Source organism: Enterococcus sp. DIV0294 (assembly GCF_050558155.1).
Taxonomy (GTDB): Bacteria; Bacillota; Bacilli; order Lactobacillales; family Enterococcaceae; genus Enterococcus; species Enterococcus faecalis.
Genome location: NZ_CP187889.1, coordinates 2,511,849 through 2,524,176, shown reverse-complemented (window position 1 = coordinate 2,524,176; position 12,328 = coordinate 2,511,849). Strand labels below are relative to the sequence as shown.

10 protein-coding genes are annotated in these 12,328 nt (G+C 39.3%); all 10 read left to right on the top strand.

The annotated features are described in order from the left end of the window. Positions 1–10 precede the first annotated feature (10 nt). The 10 genes from IGJ20_RS12235 to rnc all read left to right on the top strand — a co-directional run bounded on the left by IGJ20_RS12235 (position 11) and on the right by rnc (position 12,309). On the top strand, positions 11–1,687 hold the full coding sequence (locus IGJ20_RS12235; RefSeq protein WP_002354936.1) for a DAK2 domain-containing protein: 1,677 nt from the start codon (positions 11–13) through the stop codon (positions 1,685–1,687). 115 nt (positions 1,688–1,802) lie between these two features. Further along, complete coding sequence (gene recG / locus IGJ20_RS12230) at positions 1,803–3,839, top strand: ATP-dependent DNA helicase RecG (RefSeq protein ID WP_002359051.1); 2,037 nt, start codon at positions 1,803–1,805, stop codon at positions 3,837–3,839. A gap of 102 nt (positions 3,840–3,941) precedes the next feature. Continuing rightward, on the top strand, positions 3,942–4,943 hold the full coding sequence (gene plsX, locus IGJ20_RS12225) for a phosphate acyltransferase PlsX (protein ID WP_002354938.1): 1,002 nt from the start codon (positions 3,942–3,944) through the stop codon (positions 4,941–4,943). Positions 4,944–5,079: 136 nt separating this feature from the next. Further along, positions 5,080–5,319 (top strand): acyl carrier protein, encoded by a 240-nt coding sequence (gene acpP, locus IGJ20_RS12220; protein WP_002354939.1) that lies wholly within the window; start codon positions 5,080–5,082, stop codon positions 5,317–5,319. 263 nt (positions 5,320–5,582) lie between these two features. Beyond that, positions 5,583–6,623 carry an oligopeptide ABC transporter ATP-binding protein Opp2D gene (gene opp2D / locus IGJ20_RS12215; RefSeq protein WP_002365359.1) on the top strand — a complete coding sequence of 347 codons (1,041 nt, stop codon included), beginning with the start codon at positions 5,583–5,585 and terminating at the stop codon, positions 6,621–6,623. After that, complete coding sequence (gene opp2F, locus IGJ20_RS12210) at positions 6,623–7,567, top strand: oligopeptide ABC transporter ATP-binding protein Opp2F (RefSeq protein ID WP_002354942.1); 945 nt, start codon at positions 6,623–6,625, stop codon at positions 7,565–7,567. Before opp2D ends, opp2F begins: the two co-directional genes overlap by 1 nt. Next, on the top strand, positions 7,567–8,529 hold the full coding sequence (opp2B, locus tag IGJ20_RS12205) for an oligopeptide ABC transporter permease Opp2B (protein WP_002354943.1): 963 nt from the start codon (positions 7,567–7,569) through the stop codon (positions 8,527–8,529). Before opp2F ends, opp2B begins: the two co-directional genes overlap by 1 nt. Before the next feature lie 27 nt (positions 8,530–8,556). Next, entirely contained in the window at positions 8,557–9,480 is a 924-nt protein-coding gene (opp2C, locus tag IGJ20_RS12200) for an oligopeptide ABC transporter permease Opp2C (RefSeq protein ID WP_002365358.1), read from the top strand. A 28-nt stretch (positions 9,481–9,508) separates the two neighbouring features. Continuing rightward, the gene (gene opp2A / locus IGJ20_RS12195) at positions 9,509–11,287 is read left to right on the top strand and encodes an oligopeptide ABC transporter substrate-binding protein Opp2A (RefSeq protein WP_002365357.1); all 1,779 of its coding nucleotides are present in this window, start codon (positions 9,509–9,511) and stop codon (positions 11,285–11,287) included. 329 nt (positions 11,288–11,616) lie between these two features. Continuing rightward, positions 11,617–12,309 carry a ribonuclease III gene (gene rnc, locus IGJ20_RS12190; protein WP_002354946.1) on the top strand — a complete coding sequence of 231 codons (693 nt, stop codon included), beginning with the start codon at positions 11,617–11,619 and terminating at the stop codon, positions 12,307–12,309. Positions 12,310–12,328: the final 19 nt, after the last annotated feature.

The following is a 12,328-nucleotide window of genomic DNA, read 5'->3' as shown; positions in this document are numbered from 1 at the left end:
GATTTTTTAGGTGAATGTAACAGAAATCAGCGCAGGTCAGTTCCAGGAAATGGTCCAGGCAGGTGCGACTCGTCTGCACACAAATGCAGAATATGTCAACTCATTAAACGTTTTCCCTGTACCCGATGGTGATACAGGAACAAATATGAACTTATCAATGACCAGTGGTGCAAAGGCTGTGGCCGATTCTCGCTCTGAAAAAGTAGGAGAATTAGCAGGTGCGTTATCCAAAGGGTTATTAATGGGTGCTCGTGGAAACTCTGGGGTTATTTTATCTCAATTATTCCGCGGCTTCTCAAAACAAATTCCTGAGGTTACAACATTAAATGCCAAAGACTTGGCCGCTGCCTTTACACATGGTGTAGAAACAGCGTATAAAGCAGTGATGAAACCCGTTGAAGGAACAATCTTAACTGTTTCTCGTGAAGCGGCGCGTTCTGGTGAACGTAAAGCGAAAGAAACAGATGACTGTATCGAAGTTATGACAGCTGTTGTAGCAGGCGCTAAACGTGCCTTAGCGAAAACACCTGATTTATTACCTGTCCTAAAAGAAGTCGGCGTTGTAGATAGTGGGGGTCAAGGACTACTATTTATCTATGAAGGATTTTTAGAAGCGCTTAGTGGTGAATTTTTACCAACTGAAACGTATGAACCAAGTCCTGCCGAAATGGACGAAATGGTTAATGCTGAACATCATCGTGGTGTTAGTGGTCACGTTGCGACAGAAGACATTAAATTTGGCTATTGTACAGAAATTATGGTTCGTATCGGCGAAGGCCCAACCGTGGACAGCGCTTTTGATTATGAAACATTCAGAAACTACTTAAATGAACTAGGCGATTCTCTATTAGTCGTTAACGATGACGAAATTATCAAAGTTCACGTGCACACTGAGCATCCAGGTGAAGTGATGAACTACGGCCAAAAATTTGGTTCGTTAGTAAAAATAAAAGTAGACAATATGCGTTTACAACATGAAACGTTAGTTGAACGCGATGCTCAGCAAGAAGCGTTGACTGAAAAAGTTCGCGTACCGTTTGCTGTGATTGCTATTGCAGCCGGTGAAGGCGTTCAAGAATTATTCCGAAGTTTAGGTGCAAGCTACATTATTAGTGGTGGCCAAACAATGAACCCAAGTACGGAAGATATTTTAAAAGCAGTCAAAGAAGTGAATGCAGAGCAAGTCATTATTTTACCAAATAACAAAAACATCTTTATGGCAGCTGATCAAGCAGCAGAAGTTGCCGATGTACCAGTAGCGGTTGTTCCATCTAAAACCATTTCTCAAGGAATGACAGCAATGTTAGCTTTCAATGATCAACAATCATTAGAAGAAAACAAAGCAAGTATGACGGAAATGTTAGACAGCGTTGTGAGTGGTCAAGTAACCACAGCTGTTCGTGACACAACCATTGATGACGTTGAAATTAAAAAAGATGACTTCTTAGGAATGATTGATGGTAAAATCGTCGTTTCTGAAGCAGATCGTTTTAATGCATCATTAGACACGTTGAACCGCATGATTGATGAAGACACTGAAATCGTGACAATTATTGTCGGCGAAGATGGTTCGGTTGAAGAAGCTGAAAAGCTAATCGCTATTTTAGTTTCTGAAAACGATGAACTAGAAACAGAACTTCATGAAGGTGGACAACCTGTGTATCCATACTTATTCTCAGCAGAATAGGTTTTCGTGATGAAAAAATAAAAACGAATAGGCTGGTTCATTAGTTAGGGCTAATGAACCAGCCTATTTAATGAATGATCCATTTTTTTGCGTATATTAATGAGGAGGGGATTTTATGGACATCACAGATTTAGTCAGCGTATTGCCCGGTGTTGGCCCAAAACGTGCTGAAAATTTACAAGAACTGGGGATTGCTACAATTGAAGACTTATTGACGTATTATCCCTTCCGCTACGATGATATCCAAGAAAAGGATTTAAGCGAGATTCAGGATCAGGAAAAAGTTACGCTAAAAGGGCTAGTGGTTTCGGAAGCAGTCGTTAGTCGGTACGGTTATAAGAAGAGCCGGTTAACGTTTCGAATGATGCAAGAACATGCGGTCATTAATGTTTCCTTCTTCAATCAACCTTTTTTAAAAGACAAAGTAGTTCTTTCCGAAGAAATTGCTGTTTATGGCAAATGGGATGCCAAGAGAAAATCATTAAATGGCATGAAAATCTTAGCTTCTAAAGGAGACAATGAAGATTTCGCCCCCATTTATCATGTAAATAAAAAAGTCCGCCAAAGCACGTTGGTTCAGTTAATCCGCACTGCTTTTGAAGAGTATGGTTCACTGGTTGAAGAGATTTTACCGAATGATTTATTAGAAAAGTACCGCTTGATGCCTAGAAAAGAAGCAATGTGGGCGATGCATTTTCCCAGTAATCCAGAAGAAAGCCATCAAGCTAAACGGCGAGTAGTCTTTGAAGAGTTTTTTCTTTTCCAACTTAAAATGCAAGGATTGAAGAAACAAGAAAAAGCGGAAAAAAATGGTTTAGCTATTCAATATGACGTGGATCGCTTAAAAACGTTCACCCAAGGACTGCCTTTTGAATTGACAGGCGCCCAAAAAAAAGTGACCAATGAAATTTGTCGAGACTTGCGAAGTCCGAAGCATATGCAACGATTGCTTCAAGGTGACGTGGGGAGTGGGAAAACGGTAGTGGCTGCGATTGCGCTATACGCCACCATGACCGCTGGCTTTCAAGGGGCGTTAATGGTTCCGACTGAAATTTTAGCGCAACAGCACATGGAAAGCTTACAGCAGTTGTTTGATCCATTAGAAGTGCGAACGGCCTTATTAACAGGTTCCACCAAAACGAAAGAACGTCGTCTAATCCTCGAAGAACTGGCCAATGGCGAGATTGACATTGTGGTAGGGACCCATGCTTTGATACAACAAGATGTCAGTTTCCATCAATTAGGTTTGGTAATCACCGATGAGCAACATCGTTTTGGTGTGAACCAGAGAAAAATATTAAGAGAAAAAGGCTTAAAACCAGATGTTTTATTCATGACGGCCACTCCGATTCCTCGAACGCTGGCCATTACAGCCTATGGCGAAATGGATGTATCAATCATCGATGAAATGCCAGCTGGACGGATTCCAATCGAAACACGTTGGATTCGGCCGCCGCAGTTAGATACTGTTTTAGAATGGATGGAAAAAGAGCTAGCTCGAGGACATCAGGCCTATATTATTTGTCCCTTGATTGAAGAATCAGAAGCCTTAGATGTGAAAAACGCAACAGAAATTTTTGAACATATGCAAAGCTTTTATTCCCCAAGATATCAAGTGGGATTACTACATGGTAAAATGAAAAATCAAGAAAAAGATGACATTATGCAGGAGTTCAAAGACAATCAGCTGCAATTATTGGTTTCTACCACCGTTATTGAAGTTGGCGTGAATGTACCAAATGCCACGGTGATGTTAATTATGGATGCGGACCGGTTTGGGTTAGCACAGTTACATCAGTTACGGGGCCGTGTGGGGCGTGGCTCCAGTGCATCTTATTGTATTTTAGTGGCCAATCCGAAAAATGAAATGGGCGTTGAGCGTATGAAAATCATGACAGAAACCACCAATGGTTTTGTCTTGAGTGAGCGTGATTTGGAACTTCGCGGACCTGGGGAAGTGTTCGGTGCACGGCAATCAGGGGTGCCTCAATTTGCGGTAGGAGATATCGTGACGGACTTTAACATTTTAGAAGTTGCACGCCAAGAAGCAAGTGCCCTATGGCAAGTGAAAGAATGGTGGCAATATCCTGCTTATCAAGGCTTAGCCAATCGAGTGAAACCCCAAGATGAGGCAGCCCAATTTTTCGATTAGAAGAGGTAATTTTTGAAGCCAGAAAGTAAAAGCCAATGCGTATTTCTTTGAAAAAAATATGTTATACTTGTTAGGAAACAAAAAAGTAGGAGGGAATCACTCATGAAAATTGCTGTAGATGCAATGGGTGGAGATAACGCCCCACAAGCAATTGTTGAAGGGGTTATGCTAGCCAAACAAGACTTCCCAGACATTGAATTTCAATTATATGGAAAAGAAGCCGAAATAAAAAAATACATCACCGATGAAAAAAACATTACGATTATTCATACCGATGAAAAAATTGCTAGTGACGATGAGCCAGTTAAAGCAATCCGTCGTAAGAAAACTGCTTCCATGGTTTTAGCAGCGCAAGCAGTTAAAAATGGGGAAGCCGATGCGATTTTTTCTGCAGGCAACACCGGAGCGCTATTAGCAGCGGGTCTGTTCATTGTCGGCCGCATCAAAAATGTGGAACGTCCCGGTTTGATGTCAACTTTACCTGTCATGGGAGAACCAGACAAAGGGTTTGACATGTTAGATTTAGGAGCCAATGCAGACAATAAACCAGAACATTTGGTTCAGTATGCCGTTTTAGGTTCATTCTATGCTGAAAAAGTTCGGAACGTTCAGAATCCTCGTGTTGGTCTATTAAATAACGGAACTGAGGAAACAAAGGGCAGTGAATTAACGAAAAAAGCCTTCGAATTGTTAGCAGCAGATGAAACGATTAATTTTGTCGGAAACGTTGAAGCACGAGAATTATTAAATGGCGTAGCTGACGTGGTGGTGACAGATGGCTTCACAGGAAATGCCGTTTTAAAATCCATCGAAGGCACAGCTATGAACATGATGAGCTTGCTGAAAACAGCGATTCTTTCTGAAGGTGTCAAAGGAAAAATGGGCGCCTTATTATTAAAGAATGCGTTGCGTGGCATGAAAGACGAAATGGACTACTCAAAACATGGGGGGGCGGTTTTATTTGGCTTAAAAGCGCCAGTCATTAAAACGCATGGGGCCACGGGTCCTGATGCCGTCCGCTACACCATTCGTCAAATTCATACAATGTTAGAAACCCAAGTTGTCCCACAACTAGTAGAATATTATGAAGGCAAAGCAGAGTAATTTGCAATTGTCTTGACATCAGTTTGTTACTCAAATGAAAAAAAGATGGACAAATACCCAAATTGTGAGTACAATGTATCTTAGCGTTTTAGTAAAAGAAAGAACCTTTTTTCAAAAGCAGTGGAGGTGAATACAGTTGACTCGTGAAGAAGTACTTCAAAAAGTAGCGAAGATTATCTCAAACCACTTTGATATTGAAGCGGATCAAGTAACAGATCAATTAAACATTAAAGATGATTTGAACGCTGACTCAATTAGCGTAATGGAGTTTGTTTTAGAACTTGAAGATGAATTTGGAACAGAGATTTCAGATGAAGATGCAGAAAAAATTGAAACAGTTGGTGCCGCTGTAGATTATATTGTGAGTAATTCATAAAAAATAATAAGACAAAGTCGATTAACATTCCTGTTAATCGACTTTTTTTGCGTACATAATGGTTATTTTATTAAGCAATAAGGCTATTTTTACACATATTTTTGTAAAAAAAATCATACATGTAAAAAAATAACTGCGAAAAAAGTTATTTTATCTTGCTTTTTATGGAATAATTCTATAAAATTATGAAAAAACAATGAGTTGTAAATTAACATTGATAAAAATTAGAAAGTGCTATCATTAAATATTAGTTAATTTATATAATGTTTTTGAAAGGACGTAAGGGGTGCGTATGGATGCAAGGAAATGAACAATTACTAGAGGTTTCAGGATTAGAAACAGCATTTAGAATCAAAGATGATTATTATAATGCCGTCGATGATGTTTCATTTGAATTGAAGAAAAATGAGATTCTGGCAATCGTCGGAGAATCTGGTTGTGGAAAAAGTACCTTAGCAACAACGATTATGGGCTTACATGATCCCAATCATACCAAAATTACTGGGGAAATTTTATACAACAATTTAAACTTAACTACGTTTAATGAAACATTGTACAACAAAGTCAGAGGAAACGATATTGGGATGATTTTCCAAGATCCGTTGTCTGCACTGAATCCGCTCATGCGAATTGAAGACCAAATTAAAGAAAGTCTAACGTATCATACCAAAATGACCGCACAACAAAAACAAGCACGGGCCATTGAACTGTTAGATCAAGTGGGGATTCCCAACCCAGAGCGTGTCGGGAAACAGTATCCTCATGAATTGTCTGGCGGCATGCGCCAACGGGTGATTATTGCCATTGCAATCGCGTGTAAACCACCGATTTTAATTGCAGATGAACCCACAACGGCCTTAGACGTTACCATTCAGGCACAAATTCTCGATTTGTTAAAAGATTTGCAAGAAGAAACAGGGAGCGGCATTATTTTAATTACCCATGACTTAGGTGTAGTTGCGGAAATGGCTGATCGTGTAGCGGTTATGTATGCGGGTCAGTTTGTAGAAGTAGCCACTGCTGAAGAATTGTTTAGTCATCCGAAACATCCATATACACGTTCCTTACTTCAGTCCATTCCCCAAGAGAATTCAGATGAAGAAGAACTTCATGTGATTGAAGGGATTGTTCCTTCGTTAACCAAATTACCTAGAAAAGGTTGTCGGTTTGCCCCACGAATTCCTTGGATTGATGCATCGGAACATGAAGAAAATCCAACATTACATGAAGTTGCACCGAATCATTTTGTTCGTTGTACATGTTATAAACATTTTCATTTTAGAGACGGGGAAGGGGAAGCGTAATGACAGAAATTATTCAAATTAAAGATTTAAAAGTTCATTATCCAATTCGCAGCGGCTTCTTCAATCGAATCACTGATCATGTTTTGGCGGTTGATGGTGTGGATTTCATGATTGAACAAGGTAAAACGTATGGGTTAGTTGGTGAATCGGGTTCTGGAAAATCAACGACAGGAAAAGCAATTATTGGTTTAGAAAAAATTACAAATGGTGAAATTATTTATCAAGGACAAGATGTAACCAAGCCGCGAAGTCGAAAAGCGATCGGATACAACAAAGATGTCCAAATGATTTTCCAAGATTCGATGTCAAGTTTAAACCCTAAAAAACGAGTACTAGATATTATCGCTGAACCAATTCGAAATTTTGAACGGTTAAGTGACCAAGAAGAAAAGAAAAAAGTCAAAAGTTTGTTGGACATTGTGGGGATGCCAGAAGATGCGTTATACAAATATCCTCATGAATTTTCTGGTGGACAACGCCAACGTTTAGGCGTCGCCCGAGCGGTGGCTACCAGCCCCAAATTAATTATTGCAGATGAACCTGTTTCAGCACTGGACTTATCTGTGCAAGCACAGGTATTGAATTTTATGAAAAACATTCAACAGGAATATGGGTTAAGTTACTTATTTATTTCCCATGATTTGGGCGTAGTTAAACATATGTGTGACAACATTGCCATTATGTACAAAGGCCGTTTTGTAGAAATCGGTACACGCCAAGATATTTACACTAATCCACAACACATTTATACCAAACGCTTACTTTCAGCAATTCCTAAAATTGACGTAGCGAACCGAGAAGCTCACAAAGAAGAACGAAGAAGAGTTGAGCAAGAGTATCGGGAAAATCATAAAGACTATTATGATGAAAATGGGCGGGTTTATAACTTACATGCGATTAGTCCAACCCACCAAGTAGCGTTAAAAAATGGAGGTGCTGAATAATGTGGAAAACAATTTTACGCCGTTTGTTATTGATGATTCCGCAAGTGATTATTTTAAGTGTCTTGATTTTCCTGTTGGCTAAAATGATGCCAGGTGATCCGTTTACAGGATTGATTAATCCGAACCAAGACCCGAAAGTGATTGAAGCCATGCGCGAAGCTGCCGGGTTAAATGATCCTTGGTACGAACAATATTTCCGTTGGATTGGCAATGCCTTACATGGAGATTTTGGGCATAGTTTTATCTTTAAGTTACCTGTGTCCACGCTCATTGCTGGTCGGGTGGGGAATACGATTGCATTGGCCGCTGTGTCAGTTATAATCACGTATTTAATCGCCATTCCTTTCGGTTTAATTGCTGGCCGTTACCAAAATTCATGGTTTGACAAAATGGTGGTTATCTACAACTTCTTCAGTTTTGCCGTGCCATTATTCATCTTTGCCTTGATTATGCTCTTTATTTTTGGGTATCGCTTAGACTGGTTCCCAACGAGTGGAACCGTGACTGTTGGTTTGGCTGAGGGAACGTGGCCGTATTATTTAGATAAACTGAAGCATTTAATTTTACCAGGGGTCACTCAAGCGTTGCTAGGGACAGCGGTCACTATTCAATATTTGCGCAGTGAAGTGATTGATGTTAAAAACATGGACTTTGTTCGTACTGCTCGTTCAAAAGGAGTGCCAACGAATAAAATTTTTAATCGACACATTTTTAGAAATGCAGCATTACCAATTGCCTCTCAATTAGGTTATGAAATTACTGCTTTGATTGCCGGATCAGTCGTTATTGAAAAGATTTTTGCTTTCCCAGGAATTGGAAAATTATTTATTGATAGTATCATTCAACGTGACTATTCCGTTATTACCGCTCTCGTGTTGATTTTGGGATTGGCAACCCTTATCGGAACCTTAATTTCTGATATTGTAATGAGTATTGTTGATCCAAGAATTCGAATTCAGTAGAAAAAACACGAAGAAAGGGTGATAAAAATGGAATTGACAGAAGAAAAAAGAGAAGAAGTCTTACAAGAAAGTATTCCACCAATGGGCTTTCGGATGATTGCGCGAGAATTCGTCAAAGAAAAAATGGCGATGTTTTCTTTAATCCTTTTGGTCATTATCTTATTAGCCGTTTTTATCGGTTCGTTAGTGTTAGACCAAAGTGCCGTTATGCATGTAAGTATTTTAGATAAATATGCGGAACCAGGTACCGTTACAATGAATGGCACCAAGTTCATTTTAGGTGCCGATGAAGGTGGTCGTGATGTTTTAGGACAATTGATTATCGGGGCTAGGAACTCGATTTTAATCGGTTTTGCCATTACGATTATTACGTCTATTATCGGGGTCGGTTTAGGGATTATTTCCGGTTATTATGGAGGCATGATTGATAATATTTTGATGCGTATCGTGGATTTTATTATGATTTTGCCAATTATGTTAATTATTATTGTGTTCGTTTCCGTGATTCCTAAATATAGTATCTGGTCCTTTATTTGGATTATGTGTGCGTTTTATTGGGTTGGAAAAGCGCGGTTGTTCCGCAGTAAAACGTTATCTGAAGGGCGCCGAGATTACGTTAGTGCCTCTAAGACAATGGGAACAAGCGATTTTAAAATTATGTTTCGAGAAATTATGCCGAATTTAAGTTCATTAATTATTACGAACTTAACGATTAATTTCGCGGCCAATATCGGGATCGAAACAACGTTAACTTTCTTAGGCTTCGGGTTACCACAAAGTGTCCCAAGTTTAGGAACCTTAATTGGCTACGCCAGCAGTGGGGATGTGTTAGTCAATAAACAATGGGTTTGGTTACCTGCATCAATTCTAATTTTAGTCTTGATGTTAAGTATAAACTATGTTGGACAAGCATTTAAGCGCTCAGCAGATGCACGACAACGATTAGGCTAATTAGCCAAAAAATGAGGGAGGAAAAGAGATGAACAAGAAACGGATTTTAGGTGCAATCACGTTAGCTTCTGTGTTAGTATTCGGGTTAGCTGCATGTGGTGGCGGCAATAAAGGCGGGGGCAATAAAGCAACGGAAACAGAAGACATTTCAAAAATGCCAATCGCTGTTAAAAATGATAAAAAAGCAATTGATGGCGGGACATTAGATGTCGCTGTAGTTATGGATACACAATTCCAAGGACTTTTCCAGCAAGAATTTTATCAAGACAACTATGATGCACAATACATGCTTCCAACAGTACAGCCATTATTTAACAATGATGCAGACTTTAAGATTGTCGATGGGGGTCCTGCGGATCTGAAATTAGATGAAGATGCCAATACAGCGACCATTAAATTACGTGACAATTTGAAATGGTCTGACGGTAAAGATGTGACAGCCGATGACGTGATTTTCTCTTATGAAGTCATTGGTCATAAAGACTATACAGGGATTCGTTATGATGATAACTTTACGAATATTGTTGGCATGGAAGACTACCATGCTGGTAAATCGCCAACCATTTCTGGCATAGAAAAAGTCAATGATAAAGAAGTTAAAATCACTTATAAAGAAGTTCACCCAGGAATGCAACAATTAGGTGGCGGTGTTTGGGGTTCAGTTTTACCAAAACATGCCTTTGAAGGAATTGCTGTTAAAGACATGGAATCAAGCGATGCAGTTCGTAAAAACCCTGTGACTATTGGACCATACTACATGAGTAATATTGTGACAGGTGAATCTGTTGAATACCTACCAAATGAGCATTACTACGGTGGCAAACCTAAATTAGATAAATTAGTGTTCAAATCTGTTCCTTCTGCGAGCATTGTAGAAGCGATGAAAGCGAAACAATACGATATTGCATTATCAATGCCAACAGATACGTATCCAACATACAAAGATACTGAAGGGTATCAAATCTTAGGACGTCCCGAACAAGCCTACACGTATATTGGCTTTAAAATGGGTACGTTTGACAAAGAAACCAATACAGTGAAATACAATCCAAAAGCTAAAATGGCAGATAAAAGCTTACGTCAAGCCATGGGCTATGCAATTGACAATGATGCAGTCGGCCAAAAATTCTACAACGGCTTAAGAACAGGGGCAACAACGTTAATCCCACCAGTCTTCAAGAGCTTGCATGATAGCGAAGCGAAAGGCTATACGCTTGATTTAGACAAAGCGAAAAAATTATTAGACGATGCTGGTTATAAAGACGTAGACGGCGATGGCATTCGCGAAGACAAAGAAGGCAAACCACTAGAAATCAAGTTTGCTTCAATGTCAGGCGGCGAAACTGCACAACCACTTGCTGATTACTATGTCCAACAATGGAAAGAAATTGGCTTAAACGTAACGTATACAACAGGACGCTTAATTGATTTCCAAGCATTCTATGATAAATTGAAAAATGATGACCCAGAAGTAGATATCTATCAAGGCGCGTGGGGCACAGGTTCAGATCCTTCACCAACCGGCTTATATGGTCCAAACTCAGCCTTTAACTATACACGTTTTGAGTCAGAAGAAAATACTAAATTACTTGATGCGATTGATTCAAAAGCATCATTTGATGAAGAAAAACGTAAAAAAGCCTTCTACGATTGGCAAGAGTATGCCATTGATGAAGCGTTTGTAATCCCAACGCTTTACAGAAATGAAGTCTTGCCTGTCAACGACCGTGTAGTTGACTTTACTTGGGCAGTTGATACGAAAGATAATCCATGGGCAACGGTGGGTGTCACTGCGGAAAAACGTTAAACAACGTTCCGCTGATTTAATAGAGATAGAACGAGGTCGGGACAGAAGTGTTTAACTCCGAGAAATAAGAAGGAGTTGCTTCTGTTCCCGCCGTTTATCAGTTTTTGAGCGTGGCGCAAAAATCCAAAGTGATTTTTGTCCCACGCTCTTTCTATCTCTTACGTAAACAAACGCTTTTATCTCAGTCGCAGCTCTATTTATTTATTTTTTTCTAAAAAATAATGAGAACACAGTGAATAACAGGCTTTTTCTGAATAGAACCATTTAAAAAAAGTGAAAAAAAAAGTATAATGAAACAAGGTGTAAATAAATGTAAAGGAATGTGGAGAATGGACAATCAGTTAACAACAGAGTTAAAAGAACGTTACGGCATTGTTTTCCATGATGTCAATCTATTAGAGCAAGCTTTTACTCATTCATCCTATGTGAATGAGCATCGCTATTTAAAATTATCCGATAATGAACGTCTTGAATTTTTAGGAGATGCAGTTTTAGAATTAATTGTTTCACAATATTTGTATTTAAAATTCCCAGAACTTCCAGAAGGAAAATTAACGAAGATGCGCGCAGCCATCGTTCGGGAAGATAGTTTAGCCAAATTTGCGAAAGAATGTCACTTCGACAACTACATTTTATTAGGTAAAGGAGAAGAAGCATCGGGCGGACGAACACGTGCATCATTATTATGTGACTTATTTGAAGCCTTTTTAGGTGCCCTCTACTTAGACCAAAAAGTTGGCGCAGCCAAGAAATTTATTGAAGACGTTATTTTTCCGAAAATTGATGCCGGTGCTTTTTCACATGAGATGGATCACAAAACACAATTACAAGAAGTTTTACAACGCAAAGGCGATGTTTCAATTGAATATCGCTTAATTAAAGAAGAAGGCCCTGCTCATGACCGCACCTTTTTCACTGAAGTTTACATGAATGGTGAACTCATTGGGTTAGGCCAAGGAAAATCGAAGAAGTTAGCTGAACAGGATGCCGCTGAGCGGGCACTGAAAAGTATTCCTCAGTAAGGCTGGAAGGAGCAATATT

Bases quoted from the DNA above. Each gene is read 5' to 3' on its own strand.
- opp2B (WP_002354943.1), top strand. From the start codon at position 7,567: ATGTGGAAAACAATTTTACGCCGTTTGTTATTGATGATTCCGCAAGTG.
- opp2A (WP_002365357.1), top strand. From the start codon at position 9,509: ATGAACAAGAAACGGATTTTAGGTGCAATCACGTTAGCTTCTGTGTTA.
- plsX (WP_002354938.1), top strand. From the start codon at position 3,942: ATGAAAATTGCTGTAGATGCAATGGGTGGAGATAACGCCCCACAAGCA.
- opp2D (WP_002365359.1), top strand. From the start codon at position 5,583: ATGTTTTTGAAAGGACGTAAGGGGTGCGTATGGATGCAAGGAAATGAA.
- rnc (WP_002354946.1), top strand. From the start codon at position 11,617: ATGGACAATCAGTTAACAACAGAGTTAAAAGAACGTTACGGCATTGTT.
- opp2F (WP_002354942.1), top strand. From the start codon at position 6,623: ATGACAGAAATTATTCAAATTAAAGATTTAAAAGTTCATTATCCAATT.
- opp2C (WP_002365358.1), top strand. From the start codon at position 8,557: ATGGAATTGACAGAAGAAAAAAGAGAAGAAGTCTTACAAGAAAGTATT.
- recG (WP_002359051.1), top strand. From the start codon at position 1,803: ATGGACATCACAGATTTAGTCAGCGTATTGCCCGGTGTTGGCCCAAAA.